This is a genomic window from Geothrix sp., assembly GCF_020622065.1.
Taxonomy (GTDB): Bacteria; Acidobacteriota; Holophagae; order Holophagales; family Holophagaceae; genus Geothrix.
The window spans coordinates 1,164,687-1,190,399 of sequence record NZ_JAHRYQ010000002.1 but is presented as its reverse complement, the minus strand read 5'-3'; the positions used below and the strand labels follow the sequence as shown (position 1 = coordinate 1,190,399).

The window sequence follows — 25,713 nt, the reverse complement described above, 5'->3', positions numbered from 1 at the left end:
TGTGGTTCATCGTCCAAGGGCCCTGACGCCGCGGGGCGCCCGGATGGCCTCGTCCCGAAGGGCTGGGTGGGCAGCTGTCGCGATGCTGCGTCAGGCTCCTCGACCTTGGAACCACCAAGGCCATCGTCGCCTTCCTTGCTTCGCTCGGCTGCCCGCCCAGCGCGGCGTCGTGGAATTTGAAAACAGACCCTACAGCTCCTTGAGGATTTCCGCCTTCTTGGCCTCGTAGTCCTTCTTGTCCAGCAGGCCCTTCTTGTAGAGCTCCTGGAGCTTCTGCAGGCGTGCCTCGGGGCTGGCCTGGGCGGCGGGTCCACGCTCGGACTTGGGCTCTGCCCTGGACTCGGACCTCGTCTCGGGCCTTGATTCAGGCTTGACCTCGGCCCGGGCCGGGGTGGCCTCCGCGCGGCGCAGGGCCTCCTGCAGGCCGATGGCATCCTGGCACTCCCGCAGGGCCGTCTGGAAGATGCTGGCGTCGGGCTGCATGTCCAGGGCTGCGCGGAGGTAGGGCAGGGCCTCCTCGTACTGACCCTGGCTGAAGCGGATGATGCCGACATTGTATTGGGCCCGGGGGTAGTACTTGGGCTTCTGGCCCTTGTCCCGCTTCGACTGCTCCAGCCCGTCCAGGGCCAGGTCCAGGGCGCCGCGCAGGTCGCGGGCCTTGAGGCGGTCGTGGGCCTTGGCCATGCCGAAGACCTCGTCGTCGAAGAAGGTGAGCTTCCGCACCTCGCTCCAGGCCAGGAGCATGCGCAGCACCTTCACCTTGGCGGTCTCGAAGGCCAGGCGCCGCACCTCGGAATCGCGGGGATAGGCGGGGAAGCCCTCGTACGAGGTGTTGCTCAGGCTCGGGGCATCCTCCAGGCGCTGGGCGCCGAAGACGCGGCCGGTGCTGAGATCCACCACCTGCACGGTGGCGCTGAAATCCAGGCTGGTGATGCTGGTCCGCTTGAGGCGCACGATCTCCTGCTTGGTCTTGTAGTCGGTGCTGCGCTCCTCTTTGACGGACTGGTTGCGGCTGAGGTCGGAGCGGTTCACATTCACGATCACCAGCACGCTGGGGCCCAGCAGCTTGCCCAGTTTGGCGATGGTGGCGGGCTCCACGAAGCCGCTGGCGCCCAGCTCCTGCTCCTTCAGCACCGCGTCGAGGTGGGCGCGGTCCACCACCTCCACCTGGCGGCTCTGCACCAGGTCGGCCGTGAGGGCGTCCGCCAGCTCGCGGGAGTTGAGGTCGCGGGAGGGTGCGAAGGCCAGGCGCTCCACCTTGAGCCCCAGGCCCGGCGGGTGGACCACCGTCACCTCGACCTTGGGGTTGGCCAGCTCGCTCCAGAACTGGGCCTGGACGGGCAGGGACAGCAGGGCCAGGGTCGTGGGGATCAGCAGCCGCATGGGGACTCCGGAGGGCCGCCCCAGGCTAGCATGAGGCGGCCTGTGGCATGCTGGGCGCAGGCTTCCCGAGGAGTACCCCATGGCCCACCGCTATCCCCTCACCCTCGCCTGGACCGGCAGCACCCACGACGCTTCCTACACCCGCAACGCCACCGTCACGGCCCCCGGCAAGCACCCCATCGCCGTCAGCAGTGCGGCGGAGTACGCGGGCGAGGTCACCCGCTGGAACCCCGAGGACCTGCTGGGCTCGGCCCTCGCCACCTGCCACATGCTCACCTTCCTGGCCCTCTGCGCCAAGGCGAAGGTCGATGTGGTGGGCTACGAGGATCACGCGGAGTCCGTGCTGGACACCGTGGACAAGGTCACGCGCATCACCCAGGTGCACCTCCGCCCCGTCATCCGGGTGCCCCGCGGCACCAGCATGGCCAAGGTGGTGGAGCTCTTCGAGAAGGCCCACAAGTACTGCTTCGTGGCCAATTCCGTCACCTGCGAGGCGGTGATGGAGCCGCGCGTCGTGGAGGTCTAAGGCCCCCGTGCGCTGCCCCTTCTGCGGTCACCTGGAGGACAAGGTGGTGGACTCCCGGGAGTCCCGCGAGGGCGACTCCATCCGCCGCCGCCGGGAGTGCCTGTCCTGCGCCCGCCGCTTCACCAGCTACGAGCGGGTGGAGGAGGTGCCGCTGGTGATCCTCAAGAAGGATGGGCGGCGCGAGCCCTTCGACCGCCAGAAGGTCATGAAGGGCCTGCTCCTGGCCTGCCAGAAGCGGCCCGTGTCACTGGCCCGCATCGAGCAGCTGGTGGGCGACCTGCAGGCCCGGCTCATGGAGCGCCCCGACCGCGAGATCCGAAGCCGCGAGCTGGGCGAGCTGATCATGGACGAGCTGAAGGGCCTCGACCAGGTGGCCTATGTGCGTTTCGCCAGCGTCTACCGCGACTTCAAGGACCTGCCGGACTTCGTGAAGGCCCTCGAGGGCCTCATGCACAAAGAGGCGGCCACGGGGCGCGCGGCCTCGGCCGCGCCGATCCCGGCTCCAGCTTCGCCTTCCGCCCCGCCCGCGCTGGAGCCCTCCAAATCGGCCAAGCCCATGCCCCAGGCGCTGTTCCCGGGCGAGGCCGAGGCCCCCGTGCTGAGGACGCGGAAGAAGTAGCGGTATTCTATAGGGCCGAGGTTTTCCGTGGCCGACGATGTACTCCTGCCCCCCCCGCCCGACGAATCCCCCAAGCTGCCGGAAGAGTTGCCGGTGCTGCCCTTGCGGGATGTGGTGGTCTACCCCTATGTGATCCTGCCGCTGAGCGTGAGCCGCGAGAAGTCCATCCGAGCCGTGGATACGGCCCTGGTGGAGAACCGCATGATCCTCCTGCTCTCCCAGAAGCAGGTGGAGATGGACAACCCCCGGCCCGAGGACCTCTACCAGGTGGGCACGGCGGCGCTCATCATGCGCGTGCTGAAGCTGCCGGACGGCCGCATCCGCGCCTTGGTGCAGGGCCTCCAGCGCGTGCGCGTGGAGTACTTCACCGAGACCGAGAACCTCTTCAAGGCGCGGGTGGAGCCCCTGGCTGAACCCGAGCTGAAGTCCCCGGACCTGGAGCAGGACGCGCTGATGCGCAGCGTGAAGCAGACCCTGGAGAAGGCCGTGGCCCTGGGCAAGACGCTGCCCCAGGAGGTGCTGGTCATCGCGGGCAACCTGGACAACCCGGGCCGCCTGGCGGACCTGGTGGCCTCGAACCTGGACCTGAAGCTGCAGCAGACCCAGGAAGTGCTGGAGATCGCCCACCCGGGCCTGCGCCTCAAGCGCGTGAACGAGCTGCTCATGCGGGAGATCCAGCTGCTGGAAGTGCAGCAGAAGATCACCATGGAAGCCCGCGGCGAGATGGACAAGAGCCAGCGGGAGTACTACCTCCGCCAGCAGCTGAAGGCCATCCAGCAGGAGCTGGGCGAGGGCTCGGAGCTCTCCGAGGAGATCGCGGCCTTCCGCGACAAGCTGGCCAAGATGAAGGTGCCCGACGAGCCCCTGGTGGAGATCGAGCGCAACCTCAAGAAGCTCGAGCGCATGCACCCGGATTCCAGCGAGACCGCGGTGACCCGCACCTACCTGGAGTGGATGACCGAGCTGCCCTGGGGGCAGGTCACCGAGGACAACCTGGACCTCAAGCAGGCCAAGACCGTGCTGGACGAGGATCACTTCGGCCTCTCCAAGATCAAGGACCGCCTCCTGGAGTTCCTGGCCGTGCGCAAGCTCAAGCCGGATCTCCGCGGCACCATCCTCTGCTTCGTGGGCCCTCCGGGCGTGGGCAAGACCAGCCTCGGCAAGTCCATCGCCCGGGCGCTGGGCCGCAAGTACGCGCGCATCTCCCTGGGCGGCGTGCATGACGAGAGCGAGATCCGCGGCCACCGCCGCACCTATGTGGGCGCCATGCCCGGCCGCATCGTGCAGGCCCTGCACCAGATCAAGAGCATGAACCCCGTGATCATGCTCGACGAGGTCGACAAGATCGGCCGCGACATGCGCGGCGACCCGAGCGCGGCCCTGCTGGAGGTGCTGGACCCCGAGCAGAACCACACCTTCCGCGACCACTACCTGAATGTGCCCCTGGACCTCAGCCAGGTGCTGTTCCTCGCCAACGCCAACGAGCTCGAGCCCATCCACCCGGCCTTCCGCGACCGCATGGAGATCATCTACCTCAGCAGCTACACCCTGGAGGAGAAGGTCGGCATCGCCGAGCAGCACCTCATCCCCAAGCAGATGGAGAAGCACGGCGTCACCCACAAGCAGGTGGCGATCCCCCGGAAGGCCCTGAAGGCCATCATCACGGGCTACACGCGGGAGGCGGGCCTGCGCCAGCTGGAGCGCGAACTCGGCGCCGTGTGCCGCAAGGTGGCCCGCCGCGTGGCGGAGAAGACACTGAGGAAGAAGCTCACCCTCGACGAGAAGAGCATCCACGAGCTGCTCGGGCCCGTGAAGCTCCTCCAGGACGAGCGGCTGAAGGCCCCGCGCGTGGGCGTGGTGACGGGCCTGGCCTGGACTTCCGTGGGGGGCGATGTGCTCTTCGTCGAAGCCCTGAAGATGCCGGGCAAGGGCCTGCTGATCCTCACCGGCCAGCTGGGCGATGTCATGAAGGAGAGCGCCCAGGCGGCCCTCAGCTACATCCGCAGCCGGGGCGACGCCTTCCAGATCGATCCAGAGGTCTTCCAGAAGCAGGACATCCACATCCACTTCCCGGAGGGCGCCATCCCCAAGGACGGCCCCAGCGCCGGCCTCGCCATCGCCACCGTGCTGCTCTCCGTGCTGAAGGATGTCCCCGTGCGGAACACCCTGGCCATGACGGGCGAGATCGACCTGCGCGGCGAGGCCCTGGCCATCGGCGGCCTCAAGGAGAAGTCCCTGGCGGCCCTGCGGCTCGGCATCAAGGACATCCTCATCCCCCACGCCAACCAGAAGGACCTCGAGGAGATCGATCCTGAGCTGCGCAAGCAGCTGCGCTTCCACCCCGTGAAGCATGTGGAGGAAGTCTTCGAGCACGCGCTGGTGGGCTGGAAACGCCCCGAGGCCCTCAAGCCGACCCGAAAAAAGCGTTAGGTTTCATTTCAGGTTCCTGGCCTCGGGAAGCATCGGGCCGTACCCTTTCCCGGGGGTGCGTCCATGCTGACCGAGGCCTTTTCCCTGGTGCTGCAGCTGCCGCCCCTGGCCTTCAGCCCGGCGGCACCTTCCCCCTGGAACCCGCCCTACGAGCTGGTCTGCGAGGCGCGGGAGCTGGGCCGGCCGCCGACCCTGCGCCCCATCCGCGTCCCGAACCTGCCCCGCTTCTCCACCCCCAGGGCCGAGCGGCGGTACCTGGTGGGCCCCCGGATCGATACGGCCATCTGGGTGGCGGGCCTGCTCTTGAGCGGGGCCACCGGGGGCAGCGTGGACACGCGACCCCCGGAGGTGAAGCGCCTGGACCCGCACTGACCCCCGAAGCGGCCCTGCGCCCGCGGCCACCGGGTATGTTCCATGTGGAACACCACTTGCGGAGGCAGGAAGGGCCGGCGATTCGGTAGACTGGAGCCGCGAGGTGGGCGTGGGTCTTCTGGGTGGCCTGTTCGACAAATTCAAGCAGGGCCTGAAGCGCACCCAGGAGCTGGTGCTGGCGCCCATGGGCCGGCTGCTGGGCCTGCGGCGCCTGGACGAGGCCCAGCTCCAGGAGCTGGAGGATCTGCTGCTCCAGGCGGACCTGGGCGTGGGGGCCGTGGACCGGCTCATGGCCCGGCTCCGGACGGAGCTGAAGGGCGGCACGGAGATCGATCCCAAGGCCGTGCTCAAGGACGAGCTGCTGAAACTCCTCCGGCAGCGCCCCGCCCAGCCCTTCGTGGCTGCCACCCCCCAGGTGGTGCTGCTGGTGGGCGTCAACGGCGTGGGCAAGACCACCACCCTGGGCAAGCTGGCGGCCCACCTCAAGGCCCGGGGCGAGGGGGTGCTGGTGGTGGCCGGAGACACCTTCCGGGCGGCCGCCATCGACCAGCTGGAGCGCTGGGGCGAGCGGGCCGGGGTGCCGGTGATCCGCAACCAGATGGGCGGCGACCCGGCGGCCATCGCCTTCGACGGGGCCACCAGCGCCAAGGCCAAGGGCACCCCCTGGGTGCTCATCGACACCGCGGGCCGGCTCCATACCAAGGACCACCTCATGAAGGAGCTGGACAAGATCCGGCGCAGCCTCCAGAAGGTCATTCCCGAGGCCCCCCACCGGGTGCTGCTGGTGCTGGACGCCACCACGGGCCAGAACGGGCTGCAGCAGGCCGAGGTCTTCGCCCGTACCGCCGGCGTCACCGACCTGGTGCTCACCAAGCTGGACGGCAGCGCCAAGGGGGGCGTGGTGGTGCCCATCCTGGACCGCCTGAAGCTGCCCATCGCCTTCGTGGGCGTGGGCGAGGGGGTGGACGACCTGATCCCCTTCGACGCCGAGGCCTTCGTGGACGGCCTGCTCGATGCCTGACGACCCGATCCTCACGCCGGAGTTGGCCTGGGCCCTGGCCACGGGCGGCCCCTGGCCCGACCCGGAGGCCCTGACGGGCGATGCCCGCTTCATGGCCCTGGCCCTGCGCGAGGGCCTGAAGGGCGTGGGCCTCGCCAGCCCCAACCCCCCCGTGGGCTGCGTGCTCGTAAAGGGGAACCGGGTGATCGGCGCCGGGGTCCACACCCGTGCCGGCGACCCCCACGGCGAGATCATGGCCCTGCGCGACGCCGAGGCCCGCGATGCGGATGTGGGCGGTGCCACGGCCTATGTCACCCTCGAGCCCTGCTGCCACCAGGGGCGCACGGGGCCTTGCACCCTGGCCCTCATCCAGGCGGGCGTGGTGCGCGTGGTGGTGGGGGTGCGCGATCCCAACCCGCGGGTGGACGGGGGCGGCCTGGCCATCCTCCGGGCCCAGGGGCTCGCCGTCGAGGAGGGCGTCCTCGGGGAGGCGTGCGCCCGCTTCCACGCCCCCTTCTTCAAGCTCATCCGCACGGGCCTGCCCTGGGTGAGCCTCAAGCTGGCCCTGGGCTCCGACGGGGCGCTGGGGCCCGCGGGCCGGACCACGCCCATCACGCCGCCGGACATCCAGCGCCTGGGCCATGCCCTGCGGCGGGCCGCCGAGGCCATCGTCGTGGGCCGCCACACGGCCGAGGTGGACGATCCCCAGCTCACCGACCGCTGGTCCGCGCCCACGGCGCCCCACCGGATCTTCCACCGGGTGGTTCTGGACAACGCGGGTCAGGTGCCCGCCGGGGCCCGGGTCTGGCAGCCCGTCGCCGGCCAGCCCGCCCTCCGGGCCGTCACCGGTGATCCCGAGCCCCTGCGGGGCGTGGAAGACCTGCGCCTGCCGCCGGGCTCGCGGGGATGCAGTTTGCGTCACCTGTTGCACGAACTCGCGGCCCGGGGCGTGGGGCGGGTGCTCGTGGAGGGCGGGGGCACCCTGGTCCGCGGCTTCCTCGAGCAGGGCCTCGCCGATGAATTCCATCGCTTCCAGAGCGACGCGCCCGCGGGCGGAACCCCGCTGGACCTCAGGCTGCCGGCCTCCTGGGCCCTTCGCGGCCGGGCCCGATGGCCCGGGGGACGCTGGGAAGTCTGGCGTTAGTCTGTACGCCAGACTGGCCCCTGCGAGGTCCTGGCACGACCCTTGAACCTGGAAGCCATCCCACCCCGGAGCCCCCATGCGCCTTCCAACCTGGCGATTTCTCACCGGCCTCACCGCCCTGGTGCTCCTGGCCGCCTGCGGCGGCGGCGGCGGGAGCGATGTCCCCGCCTACTCCGATGCCAAGATCACCCTCCAGGCCCAGTTCGAGAAGCGACCCCTCACGCCCGCGGGCTTCGGGACCACCACCCTGCGTCCGGCCCGCTACTGCTGGGCCGAGGTGCGGGACGCCGGATCCAGCGCCCTGCTGGCCTCGGGCTACCTCGGCAGCGATGGCACCGGCACGGCCTTCGTGCCCCGGGGCGCCCAGGTCTTCGTACGGGTCTATGCCCAGTACCAGGTGCCCAGCGCCGATCCCAACAGCTTCTTCCTGCGGGGCAGCGTGAAGAACGCCCCGCTGCCCGGTACCACGGACCTGGCCACCTTCAGCGCCATTCCCGTATGGAGCGTCACCAGCAGCGCCTTCCTCGCCAACCAGGACGGCACCCTGGCCGTCACCGCCCTGGCGGGGAACCGCATCGCCGGAGCCTTCAACATCGCGGACCAGGCCGTGGCCTTCGGGGCGGCCGTGCGCGACATGGACGGCTCGGCCTCGCTGCGCCTGCCCAACCTGCACACCTTCTGGACCACCAGCACCAACCCCGCCGACCAGGCCCGCACCTACCCCGCCCTGGCCCCGGCCCCCGGGAACACCTACCTGGTGACCGACAGCAACCGCGCCATCTTCAGCCACGGCGTCTATGGCCTGGGCAGCGGCGCCGCCAACACGGAGACCGACGAGTGGGATGACGGGGTGCTGCAGGAGAGCTTCGCCCGCCTCCTCTTCGCGGACCACAGCTACAAGGCCGATGGCAGCAGCAGCCTCTCCCTCCTGCGCCGGGACAACGACAATGTGTGGGTGGACCGCACGGAGCAGAGCGAATCCACCGCCGCCTTCGTGGCCGGTTTCTCCGACTTCCTGGCCGGGGCCGTGCGGAACGACAGCCGCCTCCTGGACAGCTATGTGGATGCGGGTGGCGTGGCCCAGGTCTACACCTTCGACCTCAGCAGCCACGGCGCCGTGCCCCTCGCGACCAAGGGCGAGTTCACCCGCGGCTCCATCGCCGTGAGCCTCTGGGGCCTGTGGAAGAACGCCCTGGGGGGCGCCCAGCCGGGCCTCCAGACCCTCTGGGCCGCCGTTCGTTCCACCACGCCCTACGCCGATGGCACCGGCGAGTACGAGCAGGCCACCCTGGGCTGCTACCCCACCTACCTGCAGGGCGTGGCCAGCCGCGTCAGCACCTCCACCTGGAGCACGATCCTGACCGAGCTGGCCCTCGAGGCCGTGCCCAACCCCAACGCGACCTATTTCGCCGGCACGGCCCTCTGGCAGACCAGCGGCCTGCCCCTCAGCGCCGCGGGCACGCTCCAGACCTACGCCCCCAGCGCCGACCTCTACTACGACCGGAACCAGAGCCAGGCCTGGCGCTTCACCCACGGGGGCGGGGCCCGCACCATCACCATGACGCCCACCGGCGGCCAGGACTTCTACCTGGAGCTCATCGGCCCCGGCGGCTGGGTCATGGGCAGCTTCAGCACCCCCGGCAGCACCCGCACCCTGAGCCCCTCCAACCTGCCCGCCGGCGTCTATGTGGCCCGGGTGCGCGCCGGGGCCACCACCGCCACCGGAACCTACGGCTACACGATCAGCGTGAATTGACCGGCCCCCGGGAAACGGACCGGCGAGCGCCGGAAACCCGCCCTCAGCCGCCGCCCACCAGCCGCACGACCTCCAGGCGATCCCCCTCCTTCAGGGGGGTGGCCCGGTGGTCGGCGCGGCGGATGACTTCGCCGTTGAGTTCGATGGCGCTCCCGAAGGCGGGCAGGGCCAGCCAGGCCGCCAGATCGGCCACCGTGCTCAGGGCCGGGGTTTCCCGGACCTCCCCATTGATCTGGAGCTTCACCGGGCCTCCGCGGCGGCCTGGAAGCCCTTCTCCAGGTCGGCGATGAGGTCGGGCTGATCCTCGATGCCCACGGAGAAGCGCAGCAGGCCATCCGAAATGCCCAGGCGGGCCTTCACCTCGGGGGCGGTCTTCAGGTGGCTCATGCTCGCGGGATGCTGGATGAGGCTTTCCACGCCGCCCAGGCTCACGCCGCGGGTGATCACCTCCAGGGCCTCGCAGAAGCACTGGCCCGCGCGCAGCCCGGCCCGCAGCTCGAAGCCGATCATGGCCCCGAAGCCCGTCTCCATCTGGCGGGCGGCGACCTCATGGCCGGGATGGGTGGGGAGGCCCGGGTAGTCCACCCGCGCCACATGGGGCTGCCAGAGCAGCCACTGGGCCAGGGCCTGGGCGTTGTCCGAGGCCCGACGAACCCGCAGGGCGAGCGTCTTGAGGCCCCGGTGCAGCAGCCAGGCCGCCATGGGATCCAGGGTGGGCCCCATGACTTTGGTGAGGTGCCAGCAGGCCACCACATCCGCGTCGGAGCCCGCGATCACGCCCGCCACCACATCCGAGTGGCCCGCCAGGTACTTGGTGGCCGAGGCCACGCTGAGGTCGAAGCCGAAGCGCAGGGGCTTCGTGTGGATGGGGCTGGGGAAGGTGTTGTCCGCCACGGTGCGGATGCCGTGCCGCTTCCCGAGAGCCGCCACCGCCGCCAGATCCGTGAGGGCCAGGGTGGGATTCGAGGGTGTCTCCACCCAGATCATGCGGGTCTCGGGCCGGATGGCCGCCGCCCACTCGTCCAGATCCAGTGTGTTCTGGATCCAGGTGACCGTCAGGCCCCGCTGGGCCTCCCAGCGGCGGATGAGCTGCTCGGTGCCCAGGTAGATGGCGGCGGGGGCCACCAGGTGATCGCCCGCCTTGAGGAAAGCCTCGAAGACCAGCGCGAAGGCCGCCATGCCGGAGGCCGTCACCAGGGCTCGTTCGGCGCCCTCCAGCTCCGCCAGCACGGCCTCGACCTCGCTGCTGTTCGGATTGCCCCAGCGGGTGTAGAAGGCGGGCGGCTCGATGGCGGCTGCGAACTCGGCGCCCTCGCGATTCTCCAGCAACTCAAAGACGGAGGTCTGGAAGATCGGCGTGGTCACGGCCCGGGTGGGATTGAAGTGCTTCCCGGCGTGGATGGCGGTGGTGGTGGGTCCCCAGGGCTTGGGCATCGGCGTGGCTCCGATCCCCAGGATAGGCCCGTCGGCCCTACCGCTTCCAGAACACGATGGCCAGGGCCACCACGGCGAAGGCGATCACGACCACCAGCCGCCACACGGTGGGCCGGTCGTCGGCGGCATCGACCGTTCCCCCGTCCTCCATGGCCGCGCGGGTCAGCTCGTCTTCCGGCGTGGGGATCAGGCTGCCGCAGTCCAGGCAGCGGAAGGGCTCGCCGGGCGTCTCGATGGCATCCACGACCACGCGGCCGCACCCGTGGCAGACATGGCCCACACCGGGATGGTAGGCGGCGAGGGCGGACGGGATCTCGTTGCTCATGGGGTCAGCATGGGGTGCGGATCAGGCCTTGGCCAGGGCCTCCGCCAGGATCTCGTTCACCCGCTTCGGATCCACCTTGCCGCCGCCGGCCTTCAGCACCTGCCCCACGAGGAAGCCCCGGAGGCCCTCCTTCCCACCCCGGAGCTGCGCCACGGGACCGGGATGGGCCGCCAGCACCCCGGCCACCAGGGCTTCGATGGCCGCGCGATCGGTCGTCTGGGTCAACCCCTTGGCGGCCACGATGGCCTCCGCCGGGCCCTCTCCCGCCAGCAGGGCCGGAAAGACCTGATCGCGCGCGGCGCCATGACCGATCTGGTGGGATTCCACCAGCCGGATCAGGCCCGCCAGGCCCTCGGGGGGCACGGGGAAGGCCTCGATGTCCAGGTGCCGCTCGTTCAGTGTGCGGCTCACCTCGCCCAGCATCCAGTTGGCGGCGGCCTTGCCGCTCCCGCAGGCGGCCGTGAGGGCCTCGAAATAGGCCGTGAAGGCCGGGCTCTGAAGCAGGGCATGGGCCTCATCCAGGCCCAGGCCGAAGGCCGCCTGCCACCGGCCGGCCTTGGCCTCCGGCAGTTCGGGCAGGGTCGCCCGCACGGCTTCCACTTCTTCGGGCCGGATCCCCAGGACCGGCAGGTCCGGCTCCGGGAAATAGCGGTAGTCCATGGCGGCTTCCTTGGTGCGCTGGGCCCGGGTCTCCCCGGCCTGGGCGTCCCAGCCGCGCGTCTCCTGGCGCACGGGCAGGCCCCGCTCCAGCAGCCCGGCCTGCCGTCCGATCTCGAAGGCCAGGGCCTGCTTCACGAAGCGGAACGAGTTGAGGTTCTTCACCTCCACCCGGGTACCGAAGGCCTCGCCCGCCCGCCGCAGGCTCACATTGGCGTCGCAGCGGAAGCTGCCCTCTTCCAGGCTGCCATCGCAGATGCCCAGGAAGACCACCCGCCGGTGCAGGGCCTTCATGAACTCCGAGGCCTCCTGCGGGCTCCTGAGATCCGGCGCGCCCACCACCTCCAGCAGCGGCACCCCGGCCCGGTTGAGGTCCACCAGGCTGACGCCGGGGCGCTGGTCGTGGCTGCTCTTGCCGGCATCCTCCTCCAGGTGGGCCCGCTCGAGGCGGATGCGCACCGGACCGGCCCCGCCGCGGACCGCGGGATCGCCGGGGATCTCCAGCTCGCCACCTTCCACCAGGGCCACGGGCCCCTGGGTGATCTGGTAGCCCTTGGGCAGATCCGGATAAAAGTACTGCTTGCGGTAGAAGGAACTGTCCGGCCGGATCCGGGCGCCCACCGAAAGCCCCAGTGCGAGGGCCATGCGGACGGCTTCGCCGTTCAGGGCCGGCAGGGCCCCGGGCAGGCCCAGGCACACGGGGCAGGTCTGGCTGTTCGGCGCCGCCCCATAGCTGTTCCGACAGGCGCAGAACATCTTGGACCGGGTCCGCAGCTGGACATGGACCTCCAGACCGATGATGGCTTCAAACCCCGAATTCATGGGCGCTCCCGCCCCAGTGTAGGCGGGCTGCGGTCCATCCGGGCCTCCGGGCAAACCCAGCGATTCCAGGAGGTGTTTCATAGATCGAAAAAACACCAACAAAAAGTCCTTGTTTTTCAAGCCATCTTTCCTGTTTTTGGCTTGTTAAAGGCAACCGCGTCTCTATGTTTGCCGTTACACACGAGCCTGATGGTGTGGCTGCTGGACCGGACCCTTCCGGCCTGGGAGTTCCGTCTATCGACTCCGGGGGTTTCCGCCCCGGAGGGCAAGGTATGGTCACCGGAGCCAGGCATGACCCTGTTCCAATCCGCGCAACAGCTGGCCGTCACTCGGAACCTCCAGGCCTTTTTCCAGCCGATCCTCGAGCTCCGGGGCGATGTGCTGCGCTTGACGGCCTTCGAGGGCTTCGCCCACGGTGCCGACGAGTCCTTCCTCGGCACCCCGGACCTGATGGGCGCGCCCGGGGACGGGGCCATGGACCGCACCCTCCTGGATGTGGCCTGCCTCACCCGGGTGCTGAGGGCGGGCGGAGAGCTGCCGGACAGCACCCTCCTGTCCCTCAATGTCCACACCTCCACCCTGGCCCTGCTTCCCGAATTTCCGGTCTTCCTGGCCGAATGCGCGGCCGAGGCCGGCATCCCCCTCACCCGGCTGATCCTGGAGCTGAATGTCCAGAGCGGGTCGGGGCAGGGCACGGAGCACCTCGATGTCCTGGAGGACCTCCGGGCCCACGGGGTGGGCGTGGCGCTGGACGATGTGGGGGTGCGCGAGACCAACCTGGATCAGATCCTGGAGATCCGGCCGGACATCCTGAAGCTGAGCCCCCTCCTGACCCGGGGGCTGCTCCGCGACCCCCGGCGGCAGGCCATCCTGGAGGCCCTGGTGGACATGACCCGCAAGATGGGCGGACGGGTTCTGGCGAAGAACCTGGAGAGCGTGGAGGACTTCCGCATCGCCCGCTGGATGGGGGTCACCCTGCTCCAGGGCTACCTTTTCGGGGTTCCGGGACCCATCGCCCTCTGGAAGGAGCATCCCTTCCCCCAGGAGTGGCACCTCCGCAGCTTCATGCGGCGGCCCGCCCGCCTCGTCCAGCCCCCGGAGCCTATTTCCCGAGACAGAATCCACTGAAGAGCTCGTCCAGGGCGCTCTCGGCGCGGTCCTCCCCCGTGAGCCGGGCCAGCAGGCCCCAGGCTCCCTGGAGCAGGGAGGCAGGCAGCTCCGGGGGGCAGGCCGGCGGCAGGGCCAGCAGGAGGTCCAGCTGCCGGGCCAGGTCATCCAGCAGCTCCACCTGGCGGTCCGTGGCCAGGGCCCCCAGACAGGCGTCCGGCGCCAGACCGCCCAGCACCCGGTCCTTCAATGCCGTCTCCAGGGCGTCCAGGTCCCCCTGGTGCGCGGCGATGGCCACGCCGGAGACCGGGCTCGCGGATTCAGCTTGGTCCGCGAAGGTCCGGACCTCCAGAACCTTGCCCGCGAAGGGGGCCAGGGCCTCCTGGAGCACAGGATCGGGGTCGGGATCCTGGATCGGCCGGAGGTGGAGCACCAGGTCGGCCCCCTCCAGCACCGGTCGGACCCGGGCCACGCCCAGGCGCTCGACCGGATCCGCCGTTTCGCGCAGGCCCGCGGTGTCGAACAAGCGGAGGGGCAGGTCCCGCCACTCGCAGCGAACCTCCAGCACATCCCGGGTGGTGCCCGGGATGTCCGTGACAATGGCCCGGTCCTCCCCCGCCAGGGCGTTGAACAAGGTGCTCTTCCCGGCATTGGGCCGGCCCACCAGGGCCAGACGGAGGCCATGCTGCAGGTGCCGCGCGGCCCGGGCGCGGGCTTGTTCCACGTGGAACCGGGCGCGGATCGGGGCAAGCGCTTCAATTAAGCGCCCCATATTCACAGAGATTCCTTCGTCCTCCCCGTAGTCCACCGCCGCCTCGGCCTGGGCCATCCAGGGAGTCAGGGCCTGGCGGGCCGCCGCCACCCAGTCCGGGACGGCGCCGGCCCGGGCCTGGGCCAGGCGGATCTGCGTGTCGGTCTCCGCCGCCACCAGGTCCCGCAGCGCCTCGGCCTCCAGGAGCCCCTGTTTGCCGTTCAGGAGGGCCCGGCGGGTGAACTCCCCGGGTTCCGCCAACCGGATGCCCAGGGTGCCGAGGTGGGCCACCAGGCGCCGGACCAGCCGGGGGTTCCCGTGAACCTGGAACTCCACCAGGTCCTCGCCCGTGTAGCTGGCGGGGCCGGGGAAGAACAGGACCAGGGCCTTCTCGCGGAAACCATCCCAGCGGAGGGTGCGGAGCGAGGCCCGCCGGGGCTCGGGCAGGGCCAGGAGGGGAGCCAGGGGGGCCCGCAGGTCCGCCCCCGACACCCGCACCAGGGCCACCGCCGAGGGCAGCAGGGCCGTGGCGGGGGCGCAGATGGGATCGGGGGCCGGATGCACCGGGCCAGTCTACTTCCGGAAGACCTTCACGGGCTTGAAGGTTCCGGTGCCTTCGCTTTCCGTGCCCAGGCCCTCCTCGCGGCTCACCACCAGGTGCACCCAGCGGCGCTCGCGGGCGCTGAGGGCACCCAGGGTGTGGCTGCCCAGCTCGCGGGCCCGGTCGGCGGCGAACCGGCCCATGGCCATGACTTCCTGCATGCGGAACAACCGCACGCCCTTCACATCGAGGTAGGCCAGCTTCTGGTCCTCGCGTTCCCCCTGGGCCTCGTGGACCAGGAACTGCAGGGCATCCAGCGCCACGCCGCGCTCGGCGGCGAACCGGCCCGCATCCGGGCCCGAGAGGGCCAGGCGGTTGGGGAAGGCCTCCTCGTCGCCCGAGGGCGCGGCCTTGGCCTCCACCGCCAGACCCAGATGGGCCGACCAGCGGGCGATGAGTTCGGGCACGGATTCCAGACTGGCGCCGCTCTTCCGCATGGCTGACCTCCTAGACCGTGATCGCCTGGGGCTTGTAGGACCGCATGATCCACCAGGTCTGGGCGAGGCCGATCATGTTGAACACGAAGTAGTAGATCGTAAGCCCGGCGGGGCTCTGCGCGAAGAAGAAGGTCATCATCGCAGGCATGAGCACCAGCATCATCTTGCGCTGGGCGGGGTCGCCCACCGCGGGCGTCACGGCCTGCTGGGCGAACATGGACGCGCCCATGAGCACCGGGAAGATGTAGTAGGGATCCTTGGCGGACAGGTCGGTGATCCAGCCGAAGAAGGGCGCGTGGCGCAGCTCGAAGACGGCGTTCAGCATGGACCAGAGGGCCAGGAAGATGGGCATCTGCAGCAGCATGGGCAGGCAACCGCCCATGGGGTTGTGGCCGTTCTTCTTGTAGAGCTCCATGAGCTCCTTCTGCATCTCGGCCTTCTTGGTCATGTCGCTGCCGAACTTCTCGTACTTGGCCTGGATGGCCTTCTGGTGGGGCTCGAAGTCCTTCATGCGCAGCATGGAGATGGTCTGCTTGGTGTTCAGCGTCCAGGTGGCGAGGCGGATGATCACCGTGAAGATCACAATGGCCCAGCCCCAGTTGCCCACGAGGGCGTGGACCTTCTTCAGGATCCAGAAGAGCAGGTGGGCCACGGCGCCGAAGAAGCCGTAGTCGATGACCTTGGTGTAGGGCTTTTCAAAGGCCGTGAGGGTCTCGGCCTGCTTGGGCCCCAGATACAGGGCGGCGCTCAGGTGGCCGTTCTCGGGCAACAGCTGATAGCCCGAGGCGTCGCGACCGGCGGGCCGGGGCAGCTTCCAGAGGGCGGCGAAGTAGTGGTTGCGCTGGTTCTTCTCGTCCTTCTCGAGGCCCGCATCCAGGCCCAGGCGCTCGGCCGAGGGCGGCAGCACCTTGCGCTTGGCCCCCATGAAGCTGAAGAAGGGGTCATGCAGCATCTCCGCCCAGGTCACGGCCTCGACCGACTTCTCCGTGAGCGAGAACACGCGGCCCAGGTGCTTCACGGGCTCGTCGGAGGCGGGGTTCGCCACCAGCAGCACGGGCGCGTTCCGAGGCGTGGTCCCCTCCACCCGGAGGGTCAGGCCCTTCTGGGGGACGGCATAGCTCAGCCGGTCGCCGGCGGCATTTTCGAAGATGACCGTGGTCCCCTCGGCACCCTTCTCCTCGCGCACCGTCTCGAAGCCCTGGCCCTGGAAGGCGGCCAGCCCCGCGAAGGTGTCGGGGAAGAACTTCGTGCCGTCCTGCAGCCAGACGGCCTGTTTGAGGGCGCCCGTGGCCACCTGCCAGGTGAGGCGGAAGTCCGTCGTGGACAGGGTGTGCATGGCCGCCGGGTCCGCAGCCGGAACACCCGACACGGCCGCAGGGGCCGGAGCCTGCACAGGGGCGGTTGGCTGGGCGGGCGCCTTGGGGGCCTCGACCACCGGGGCTTCAACCCTGGGCACAGGCTTGGCGTACCGGGAGCTGACCCAGAACTGGCCGGCGAGCAGGATCAGGCTGCCGACCACGAACAGGAGGACATTGCGGTTTTTCATGGGGTGTCCACGGGGGGGAGACGGCGAAGGGCCAGCGCGAGCTGGCCTTCGATATCCCGGAGGGTGAGCCTGTCGAGGGGAGGGGCGAGGCGCGCAGGCCGCACCCAGACGATCCAGGGGCGGCCGGCGATTCGCTCGGAAAGACCGAGGAAGGCCATCCGCACCTGACGACGGAAGCGGTTGCGTTGGACGGCGCGGCCCGTCTTGCGGGGCGAAGTCACGAGGAGCAGGGGTCCGGGCTGACCCAGGTCATCACCCGAGCCGTCGCCAGTGCGGCGCCAGGCCCGGATGTCCAAAAACGCCTCGGGCCCCAGCAGGGGCCGGGGCAGGGGCGTAGGTACCGCGTGGTCCCTTTGGCGGACCGTACGGAATCGGCCCTTGAAGATCACGGGAGCGGCGTCAGACCGCCAGGACGTGGCGGCCCTTCGCGCGGCGGCGCTTGAGCACCAGGCGGCCGTTCTTGGTCTTCATGCGGCTCAGGAAGCCGTGGGTCTTCGCGCGGCGGCGATTGTTGGGCTGAAAGGTGCGCTTCATCATTCCACCTCGGGGGTCTCTCCTCCCGGGGAGGAGGACGAACCTTCGAGGGTATCAGCGGTGGTCCCAGGACTCAAGGGCATTTCCATCCTCCCATCCCTCCCGCGGGGTGCTAGATTTGGGATCCTCCCCGCGAGCTTGTCGTGGCCGATGGCGTCGCAACCCGCCCTCTCGATGCCCGTGCCTGCGCGGAGGCGCCGCGTCGGCGCCAACCCCTCCTGCTCCTCCACCGCATCCGGTGAACCCATGCCATCCGCCGATCCCGCCGCCCTCTGGGACACCATCCGACTCGGGCTTTCCAAGCAGCTCCCGGAAGCCAGCTTCAAGGAGTGGATCGCCCCCTGCGAGCCGCACAAGGTCGAGGACGGGGCGCTGTGGATCCAGGTCCCGAGCGCGGCGGCGAAGCTCTGGATCGAGCAGCAGCTCCCCGAGGAGTTCAACGATGCTTTGGCCCAGGGCGGGCTGGCGGACCTGCGCCTCGTGTTCCAGGTCAGCGGCGCTCCCGCGGCCCCCAAGGCTCCGGCGCGGAAAGGTTCGGCCTCAGCCGGGGCTGCGGCCACCGAGCCGCCGGTGTCCTTTCCGCACCTCTTCAACCGCTACACGCTGGACCGCTTCGTGGAGGGCCCCGGCAGCCAGCTGGCCTTCGCGGCGGCCAAGGCGGTGGTGGACAACTACGGCAAGGCCGCCACGCCCCTCAGCATGAACCCGCTGTTCATCTACGGCGGCGCGGGGCTCGGCAAGACGCACCTCATGGTGGGCATCGGCAAGGGCCTGCTGGCGCGGAGCCCCAAGCTGCGGGTGGCCTACCTCAAGGTGGACCACTTCTTCAACGAACTCACCGTCGCCATCCGGGCCAAGAACACCGAACCCATGCGCAAGAAGTACCAGCAGAACGATGTGCTCCTGCTGGACGATGTGCAGACCCTCGGCAAGATGGAGCGCACGCAGGAGGAGATCTTCTACATCCTCGAGTACCTCCTCCAGAACGGAAAGCAGATCGTCATCACCTCGGACAAGCCGCCCCAGCGCCTGGAGGGCTGCCATGAGCGGCTCATCACCCGCTTCAAGTGGGGCCTCACCGCGGACATCCAGCCGCCGGACTTCGAGACGCGCATCGCCATCCTGAAGAAGAAACTGGAGGACGCGGACTTCAAGAATGTGCCGCCCATCCCCGAGGATGTGCTCACCTTCATCGCCCACAAGGCCAAGGGCAGCGTGCGCGACCTGGAGGGCTTCCTCACCCGCGTCATCTTCCAGGCGAGCCTGGTTGGCGTGCCGCCCTCCCTTGAGGTCGCCCACGCGGCCTTCCAGGGCCAGAGCGGGGAAGAGCCCACCGCCGCGATCCCCCCCGAGCGCATCTTCCGCATGACGGCGGAGACCTTCAATGTCCCCTTTGTGGACCTGATGAAGAAGCGCTCCCGGCAGCAGGCCATCCTGCTTCCGCGCCAGGTTGCGATGTACCTGGCCCGCGAGATCGCGTCCATTCCCTTCATGGACATCGGCCGCTCGTTCAACATGCACCACTCGACCGTCATGAACGCCATCGGGTCCGTGCGGGAGCGCATGAAGCGCGATCCTGAATTCCACAGGATGGTCCAGGCCCTGCTGAACAGCATCCATTGACAATGCGGCTGTTAATCAGATATCCACAGAACCGCACAACCCCCATTCCACACGGTGTTCCGGCACCGGGTTCTCGCCACCCGAAACCCCCCTTCTCCTCAGCCCCCACGGGGTTGTCCACAGCCTGTCCCAGGCAGGGAAACTCCGGTAGGATAGGGCTTTGAGTCGTCTTTCCACAGGTTGCCCCGGGCATCAGCATCATCAAGGGTGATTCATGAGTCTTCAGTTACAGGTTTCCAAGGATCGTCTGGATCGCACCCTCGGGATCCTGAGGCATGCCTTGGACCGTCGGGTCACGCTTCCGATCCTTCAGCACATCCTCGTGGATGTGCGCCCGAAGGAAGTCGTCATGAAGGCCACGGACATGGAACTGGCCTTCGAAGCCACGGTGCCTGGCGAAGGCCAGGGGCAATGGACCATGGCCGTGCCCGGCAAGAAGTTCATCGAGACTGTGAAGGTCTTCCCCGAAGGCATCCTCAGCCTGGAGTGCCCTGATGCGGGGGGCCGCCTGTGGCTGCGGGCCAAGGGCATGAATTCCGAGCACAACATCCAGCCCGGGGAGGGCTTCCCCGAACTGCCCGCCCCCAGCAAGGAATTGCCGGTGGTGAGGATTCCTGTGCTGCGATTCAAGCGGGCCATCCAGCTGGGCTCCATTGCCGTGAGCAAGGACGCCACCAAGCCCACCCTGTCGGCGGTGCTCCTGCACCTGTCCAAGCACCATGTCCGCGTCGTCTCCACCGACGGCTTCCGCCTGGCGGTGGCCGAGGTGCCCTGCGACACGAAGCTCAAGGATGAAGTCCGTCTCATTGTGCCCAAGCGGGCCCTGGACCTCATCCCCACCCTGCTGGGCGACGAAGGCGAGGTCGAACTCTGCTGGGATGGGACCACGCTCTACCTCGACCAGCCGGGCCTCAAATTCAGCACCCGCCTTGTCACCGGCAACTACCCGGCCTACGAGAAGGTGCTGCCCGCCGAGCTGCCCAAGCGCGTGATCATGGATCGCGAGGTCTTCCTCCGCACCCTGCGCTTCGTGGGCCTGAAGAAGGACGACTACAACAAGAATGTGCGCCTGTTCTACGAATTCCCCAACCTGCGCACGGTCTTCCAGCACCCCGACGAGGGCGTGAACCAGGCCACGCTGCCCTTCACGGGCGAAGAGCACCCCTTTGAGCTGGCCTTCAACATCGACTACCTCACCGAGCTGCTGGAGCGGCTCCCCGGCGAGGAGGTGGTCTACCAGTTCAAGGACGAAGTGGGCCAGGGCGTCTTCATGTCCCCCAGCCTCGAGGACTTCAGCTTCCGCTATGTCCTCATGCCCGTGCGCTTCGCCAACAGCGCCACGGCCTGATCTGCACCGCACTTCACCGATTTCAACAAAGCGAGTCTTGATGTCCGAAGAAGTCTTCACCTCACGCGTACACACTCCCCAGGAATCCGACAGCTACACCGCCGACAACATCACGGTTCTGAGAGACCTCGAGGCCGTCCGCAAGCGGCCCGGCATGTACATCGGCGATACCGACGATGGCAGCGGCCTGCACCACATGGTCTACGAAGTGGTGGACAACGCCGTTGACGAGGCCCTCGCGGGCTTCTGTACCCGCGTGGATGTGGTTCTCCACAACGACGGCAGCTGCAGCGTCGAGGACAACGGCCGCGGCATCCCCGTGGACCTCCACAAGGAGGAGGGCCGCAGCGCCGCGGAAGTGATCATGACGGTGCTCCACGCCGGCGGAAAATTCGACAACACCAACACCGACGGCAAGAACGCCTACAAGGTGTCCGGCGGCCTGCACGGCGTGGGCGTGTCCTGCGTAAACGCCCTGTCCTCCAAGCTCTGGCTCACGGTCTGGAAGGATGGCCAGGAGCACGCCATGACCTTCTCCCAGGGCAAGGCGGACGCCCCCCTGAAGGTGGTCGGCCCCACCGCGCGGCGCGGCACCCGGGTCCGCTTCCTGCCTGATCCCGAGGTCTTCAACAATGTCCTCGACTTCAGCTTCGAGACCCTGAGCCAGCGCCTGCGCGAGCTGAGCTACCTGAACCAGGGCGTCCACATCCGCATCACGGACGAGCGCACCGGCGACAACCAGGATTTCATGAATGCCGGGGGCATCAGCTCCTTTGTGGAGCACCTGAACCGCAACAAGCCGGTCCTCCACAAGCCCCCGATCTACATCAAGGACGAGAAGCAGGACACCACGGTCGAAGTGGCCCTCCAGTGGAACGACTCCTACCAGGAGACCCTCTACTGCTTCACGAACAACATCCGCAACCGCGACGGCGGCGCGCACCTGGAGGGCTTCCGGGCCGCCATGACCCGCGTCATCAACGCCTATGCCGAGAAGAACAACCTGCTGAAGAGCGCCAAGGTGAGCCTCTCAGGGGAGGATGTCCGTGAGGGCCTGACGGCAGTTCTTAGTGCCAAGGTCCCTGATCCCAAGTTTTCCAGCCAGACCAAGGACCGCCTCGTGTCCAGCGAGGTCAAAGGCATCGTCCAGACCATCGTCTACGAGAAGCTCTCCGCGTTCTTCGAGGAGAACCCCCGGGAAGCCAAGGCCATCCTGGAGAAGGCCATCGAGGCCGCCCGCGCCCGCGAGGCCGCCCGCAAGGCCCGCGAGCTGACCCGCCGCAAGGGCGCCCTCGACGGGGGCGGCCTGCCGGGCAAGCTGGCGGACTGCCAGGAGAAGGATCCGGCCCTCAGCGAGATCTTCCTGGTGGAGGGCGATTCCGCCGGCGGCAGCGCCAAGCAGGGCCGCCATCGCGCCACCCAGGCCATCCTGCCCCTCAAGGGCAAGGTGCTCAATGTGGAGAAGGCCCGCTTCGACCGGATCATCGGCGCCGTGGAGCTCCGGATCCTCATCCAGGCGCTGGGCACCGGCATCGGCAAGGATGAGTTCAAGGTCGAGAACCTCCGCTACCACAAGATCGTGCTGATGACCGACGCCGATGTGGACGGCGCGCACATCCGCACCCTGCTGCTCACCTTCTTCTACCGGCAGATGCCGGAGCTGGTGGAGCGCGGCCACCTCTATATCGCCCAGCCGCCCCTCTACAAGGTGAAGAAGGGCAAGACGGAGAAATACCTCAAGGACGAGCGCGCCCTGGAGGAGTTCCTCTTCCAGAAGGCGCTGGACGGCTGGTCCCTCAGCCTGCCGGACGGCACGGAGCACCGCGGCCCCGTCCTGGTGCGCGAGATGAAGAAGTGGGGTGAGGTGCAGCAGCTCTTCGGCAAGCTGGAGCGCCGCGGCTACGCCCGGCCCCTGGTCCGCGCGCTGCTCGCCGAGGGCCTGCTGGACGAAGACCGGTTCACCCATCGGGAAGGGCTGGAGCAGCTGGCCGCCGCCCTCGTGAAGCAGAAGCTCGGCACCTGCGAGATTGAGACCATCGAAGGCGAGGAGCGTCCCGCCGAGGGCGAGGAGCCCGCGATGACCACCCCGGCCAGCCATCGCCTCCGCCTGGTCCGCATGCACCTGAGCCGCCCCATCACCCTCTGGATCGACAGCCAGGTGGCCCACTGGGGTGAATTCCGCCGCCTGGCCGCCCTGCAGGTCGAGCTGGCCGGGTTCCGCGGGGGCGAGTTGCGGCTCCGCCGCCTCAAGGACATCAAGGATGTCCCCAAGGACAAGGACAAGGACAGCGAGGACGAGGTCGAGGAGGGCACCCCCAAGCTCGGCAAGGAGCAGGTGTTCACGGACCCCGAGGAAATGCTGGCCATGGTCCTCGAAGAGGGCAAGCGGGGCCTGGGCATCCAGCGCTACAAGGGCCTGGGCGAGATGAACCCCGAGCAGCTCTGGGAGACCACCATGGATCCTGAGCGCCGCACCCTGCTGCAGGTCCGGGTGGACGATGCGGTGGCAGCCGACGAGATCTTCACCGTCCTCATGGGTGATGCCGTGGAACCCCGTCGTCGCTTCATCGAGACCAACGCCCTCCTGGCGGAGAACATCGACATCTAAGTTCTGTTTTTGCAGGATGTCGAGCAAAGTTCCACGTAGAACACCGGAAGCCACATGAACCCGAACCGTATCGAGCCCCTGGAAATCGAAAAAGAAATGCGGAAGTCCTACCTGGACTACGCCATGAGCGTCATCGTGGGCCGGGCCCTGCCCGATGTCCGCGACGGCCTCAAGCCGGTGCACCGTCGGGTGCTGTTCGCCATGAAGGAGGCGGGCAACGACTGGAACCGGGCCTACAAGAAGTCCGCCCGCACCGTGGGCGATGTGATGGGTAAGTACCATCCCCATGGCGACTCCGCCATCTACGACACCCTGGTCCGCATGGCCCAGCCCTTCTCCATGCGCCATGTGCTGGTGGACGGCCAGGGCAACTTCGGCTCCATCGACGGCGATTCCGCCGCGGCCATGCGCTACACCGAGGCCCGCCTGTCCCGCCTCGCCAACGAGATGATGGGCGACATCGACCAGGACACGGTGGATTTCGGCCCCAACTACGACGGCAGCATGCAGGAGCCCCTGACCCTGCCCGCCCGCTTCCCCAACCTCCTGGTGAACGGCTCCCAGGGCATCGCCGTGGGCATGGCCACCAGCATCCCCCCCCACAACCTGCGGGAGTGCTGCCACGCCCTGGTGGACCTGATCGACCATCCGGGCCTGGGCCTCGAGGGCCTCATGGCCCACATCAAGGCCCCGGATTTCCCCGGCGGCGGCATCATGCTGGGCACCGAGGGGGTGCTGGACGCCTACCGCACGGGCCGCGGCCGCTGCGTGGTGCGGGCCAAGTCCCATGTGGAGCAGATCCGTCGGGCCGGCGACCGCGAGCAGCTGGTCTTCACGGAACTGCCCTACCAGGTGAACAAGGCCACCCTCATCGAGAAGATCGCCGAGCTGGTGCGCGAGAAGAAGATCGACGGCATCAGCGACCTGCGCGATGAATCGGACCGCGAGGGCATCCGCCTCGTCGTCGAGCTGAAGAAGAACGAGCCCAGCGACATCGTTCTGAACCAGCTCTACCAGCAGACTCAGCTCCAGAACAGCTTCCCCATCACCATGCTCGCCATCGTGAACGGCCAGCCCCGCATCTGCACCCTGCGGGAGGTGCTGCAGGAGTTCATCGGCTTCCGCCGCGAGGTGGTGACCCGCCGGACCCTGTTCCAGCTGCGGAAGGCCGAAGACCGCCACCATGTCCTCATGGGCCTCAAGATCGCCCTGGACCACCTGGATGCGGTCATCAAGCTCATCCGCGGCGCCAAGAGCCCCGAGGAGGCCAAGGCCGGCCTCATGGCGGGGGCCTTCGCCACCGCCGCCGCCATCAAGAAGGATCCCAGCCTCTGCCTCTCCGCCGTGCAGGCCCAGGCCATCCTGGACATGCGCCTCCAGCGGCTCACCGGGCTGGAGCGGGAGAAGATCCTCGACGAGCTGGCCGAGCTCGAAAAGCAGATCGCCAGGCTCAAGGCCATCCTGGCCGACGACAAGCTGCTCCTGCAGGTCATCAAGGAGGAGCTGCAGCAGGTGGCCGACCAATTCGGCAATGACCGCCGCACCGAGATCGTGGGCTACTCCGGCGAGATCCGCATGGAGGATGTGGTGCCGGACGACCCGATGGTCGTCACCATGTCCAAGGCGGGCTACATCAAGCGCACCGACCTCACCGCCTACCGCCGCCAGCGGCGCGGCGGCAAGGGCAAGGTGGGCATGAAGACCAAGGACGAGGATTTCGTCGAACAGCTCTTCATGACCAAGGCCCACGACACCCTCATGGCCTTCACGGATAAAGGCATCGTCTACGCCCTCAAGGTTTACGACCTGCCGGAAGCCGCCGCCTCCACCCGGGGCAAGCACATCCGCAACCTCATCTCCCTGAAGGACGGGGAGAATGTGGTGACCCTCATGGCCCTGCGGGACTTCCCCGAGGGCGAGACCCTGGTCTTCGCCACCAGCGATGGCACGGTGAAGAAGTCCAGCCTGGCCGCCTATGCCAACATCCGGACCAACGGCCTCATTGCCCTCAACATCGATGAGGGCAACAGCCTGGTGGCGGTGCGCCGCTCCACGGGCACCCAGCAGATCGTCCTGGCCACGGCCCAGGGCAAGGCCATCCGCTTCCCCGAAGAGGATGTCCGCGCCACGGGCCGCGCCACCACGGGCGTGCGGGGCATGAAGCTGGCGAAGGGCGACCACATCGTGGACATGGAAGTGGCCGATCCCCTGCCGGACCTGCCGGAAGGCGTGGAACCCGACGAGAGCACCGAGGACCACGGCATGCTGCTGACAGTCTGCGAGAAGGGCTACGGCAAGCGCAGCCTCGTCCAGGACTACCGCCTCCAGGGGCGCGGCGGCACGGGCGTCATCAACATCCGGGCCGGCGTCCGCAACGGCCAGGTGGTGGGCTTCAAGCTCGTCAAGCCCGGGGAAGGCTGCCTCCTCATCAGCCAGGAGGGGATGGTCATCCGCTTCCTCATCGACGAAGTGCGCAAGACGGGCCGCAATGCCCAGGGCGTCAGCCTCCTCAAGCTGGCCAGCGCCGACGACCGCGTCGTGGGTCTCGCCAAGATCGACGCCAGCGCCATGGCCCTGGATGAAGAAGAGGATCTCGCCGAGGCCGAGGCGGCCCACCCGGGGCCGGATGAAAGCGGCGAACAGCCGAAATTGGGACTCTAGGGGAAAGCCCCAGTCCCCTGGGCCGATGA

At 68.6% G+C, this 25,713-nt stretch carries 22 protein-coding genes; 12 read left to right on the top strand and 10 right to left on the bottom strand.

Going from position 1 to position 25,713, the window contains the following annotated elements; genetic code table 11:
- Nucleotides 1-189: 189 nt before the first annotated feature.
- Complete coding sequence (locus QZ647_RS14895) at nt 190-1,383, bottom strand: CsgG/HfaB family protein (protein ID WP_291272917.1); 1,194 nt, start codon at nt 1,381-1,383, stop codon at nt 190-192.
- 79 nt (nt 1,384-1,462) lie between these two features.
- Between QZ647_RS14895 and QZ647_RS14890 the strand changes: the two genes are divergently transcribed.
- The 7 genes from QZ647_RS14890 (at nt 1,463) to QZ647_RS14860 (ending at nt 9,230) form a co-directional block, all read left to right on the top strand.
- Nucleotides 1,463-1,909, top strand: coding sequence for an OsmC family protein (locus tag QZ647_RS14890; RefSeq protein WP_291272916.1), 447 nt, complete (start codon nt 1,463-1,465; stop codon nt 1,907-1,909).
- Between the two features lie 7 nt (nt 1,910-1,916).
- The gene (gene nrdR / locus QZ647_RS14885; protein WP_291272915.1) at nt 1,917-2,528 is read left to right on the top strand and encodes a transcriptional regulator NrdR; all 612 of its coding nucleotides are present in this window, start codon (nt 1,917-1,919) and stop codon (nt 2,526-2,528) included.
- 27 nt (nt 2,529-2,555) lie between these two features.
- Nucleotides 2,556-4,958: an endopeptidase La gene (lon, locus tag QZ647_RS14880; protein ID WP_291272914.1), complete on the top strand. Its 2,403-nt coding sequence runs from the start codon at nt 2,556-2,558 to the stop codon at nt 4,956-4,958.
- Nucleotides 4,959-5,021: 63 nt separating this feature from the next.
- A complete protein-coding gene (locus QZ647_RS14875; protein ID WP_291272913.1) occupies nt 5,022-5,330 on the top strand; it encodes a hypothetical protein in 309 nt (102 codons plus the stop codon).
- 103 nt (nt 5,331-5,433) lie between these two features.
- Nucleotides 5,434-6,351 carry a signal recognition particle-docking protein FtsY gene (ftsY, locus tag QZ647_RS14870; RefSeq protein ID WP_291272912.1) on the top strand — a complete coding sequence of 306 codons (918 nt, stop codon included), beginning with the start codon at nt 5,434-5,436 and terminating at the stop codon, nt 6,349-6,351.
- Nucleotides 6,344-7,474, top strand: a complete 1,131-nt coding sequence (gene ribD / locus QZ647_RS14865; RefSeq protein WP_291272911.1) for a bifunctional diaminohydroxyphosphoribosylaminopyrimidine deaminase/5-amino-6-(5-phosphoribosylamino)uracil reductase RibD — start codon at nt 6,344-6,346, stop codon at nt 7,472-7,474. Before ftsY ends, ribD begins: the two co-directional genes overlap by 8 nt.
- 76 nt (nt 7,475-7,550) lie before the next feature.
- The gene (locus QZ647_RS14860) at nt 7,551-9,230 is read left to right on the top strand and encodes a hypothetical protein (protein WP_291272910.1); all 1,680 of its coding nucleotides are present in this window, start codon (nt 7,551-7,553) and stop codon (nt 9,228-9,230) included.
- A gap of 43 nt (nt 9,231-9,273) precedes the next feature.
- Here QZ647_RS14860 and thiS read toward each other — a convergent pair whose 3' ends face one another.
- Genes thiS through gatB form a run of 4 tightly spaced genes read right to left on the bottom strand, consistent with a single transcriptional unit; the run spans nt 9,274 to nt 12,468 of the window.
- Nucleotides 9,274-9,474, bottom strand: coding sequence for a sulfur carrier protein ThiS (thiS, locus tag QZ647_RS14855; protein WP_291272909.1), 201 nt, complete (start codon nt 9,472-9,474; stop codon nt 9,274-9,276).
- Entirely contained in the window at nt 9,471-10,664 is a 1,194-nt protein-coding gene (locus tag QZ647_RS14850) for a PLP-dependent aspartate aminotransferase family protein (protein ID WP_291272908.1), read from the bottom strand. Before QZ647_RS14850 ends, thiS begins: the two co-directional genes overlap by 4 nt.
- A 37-nt stretch (nt 10,665-10,701) precedes the next feature.
- Nucleotides 10,702-10,989, bottom strand: coding sequence for a hypothetical protein (locus tag QZ647_RS14845; protein WP_291272907.1), 288 nt, complete (start codon nt 10,987-10,989; stop codon nt 10,702-10,704).
- A gap of 21 nt (nt 10,990-11,010) precedes the next feature.
- On the bottom strand, nt 11,011-12,468 hold the full coding sequence (gene gatB / locus QZ647_RS14840) for an Asp-tRNA(Asn)/Glu-tRNA(Gln) amidotransferase subunit GatB (RefSeq protein WP_291272906.1): 1,458 nt from the start codon (nt 12,466-12,468) through the stop codon (nt 11,011-11,013).
- Between the two features lie 291 nt (nt 12,469-12,759).
- On the opposite strand from gatB, the gene QZ647_RS14835 reads away from it, so the two are divergent.
- A complete protein-coding gene (locus QZ647_RS14835) occupies nt 12,760-13,596 on the top strand; it encodes an EAL domain-containing protein (protein WP_291272905.1) in 837 nt (278 codons plus the stop codon).
- Here the strand turns inward: QZ647_RS14835 and QZ647_RS14830 are convergent.
- The 5 genes from QZ647_RS14830 to rpmH are packed head-to-tail and all read right to left on the bottom strand — an operon-like array spanning nt 13,571 to nt 17,444.
- Nucleotides 13,571-14,890 carry a tRNA modification GTPase gene (locus QZ647_RS14830; protein WP_291272904.1) on the bottom strand — a complete coding sequence of 440 codons (1,320 nt, stop codon included), beginning with the start codon at nt 14,888-14,890 and terminating at the stop codon, nt 13,571-13,573. The two genes, QZ647_RS14835 and QZ647_RS14830, sit on opposite strands and share 26 nt — an antisense overlap.
- 9 nt (nt 14,891-14,899) lie before the next feature.
- Nucleotides 14,900-15,364, bottom strand: a complete 465-nt coding sequence (locus tag QZ647_RS14825) for a hypothetical protein (protein WP_291272903.1) — start codon at nt 15,362-15,364, stop codon at nt 14,900-14,902.
- Between the two features lie 10 nt (nt 15,365-15,374).
- Nucleotides 15,375-16,910 (bottom strand): YidC/Oxa1 family insertase periplasmic-domain containing protein, encoded by a 1,536-nt coding sequence (locus QZ647_RS14820; protein ID WP_291272902.1) that lies wholly within the window; start codon nt 16,908-16,910, stop codon nt 15,375-15,377.
- A complete protein-coding gene (locus QZ647_RS14815; protein ID WP_291272901.1) occupies nt 16,907-17,299 on the bottom strand; it encodes a ribonuclease P protein component in 393 nt (130 codons plus the stop codon). The genes QZ647_RS14820 and QZ647_RS14815 overlap by 4 nt, the downstream gene beginning before the upstream one ends.
- Before the next feature lie 10 nt (nt 17,300-17,309).
- Nucleotides 17,310-17,444, bottom strand: a complete 135-nt coding sequence (rpmH, locus tag QZ647_RS14810) for a 50S ribosomal protein L34 (RefSeq protein WP_026852422.1) — start codon at nt 17,442-17,444, stop codon at nt 17,310-17,312.
- A gap of 246 nt (nt 17,445-17,690) precedes the next feature.
- On the opposite strand from rpmH, the gene dnaA reads away from it, so the two are divergent.
- The 4 genes from dnaA to gyrA all read left to right on the top strand — a co-directional run bounded on the left by dnaA (nt 17,691) and on the right by gyrA (nt 25,684).
- Nucleotides 17,691-19,067, top strand: coding sequence for a chromosomal replication initiator protein DnaA (dnaA, locus tag QZ647_RS14805; RefSeq protein WP_291272900.1), 1,377 nt, complete (start codon nt 17,691-17,693; stop codon nt 19,065-19,067).
- Between the two features lie 214 nt (nt 19,068-19,281).
- The gene (gene dnaN, locus QZ647_RS14800; RefSeq protein ID WP_286354527.1) at nt 19,282-20,415 is read left to right on the top strand and encodes a DNA polymerase III subunit beta; all 1,134 of its coding nucleotides are present in this window, start codon (nt 19,282-19,284) and stop codon (nt 20,413-20,415) included.
- A gap of 40 nt (nt 20,416-20,455) precedes the next feature.
- Nucleotides 20,456-23,023, top strand: coding sequence for a DNA topoisomerase (ATP-hydrolyzing) subunit B (gene gyrB / locus QZ647_RS14795; protein WP_291272899.1), 2,568 nt, complete (start codon nt 20,456-20,458; stop codon nt 23,021-23,023).
- 54 nt (nt 23,024-23,077) lie between these two features.
- Complete coding sequence (gene gyrA, locus QZ647_RS14790; protein WP_291272898.1) at nt 23,078-25,684, top strand: DNA gyrase subunit A; 2,607 nt, start codon at nt 23,078-23,080, stop codon at nt 25,682-25,684.
- Nucleotides 25,685-25,713 lie beyond the last annotated feature (29 nt).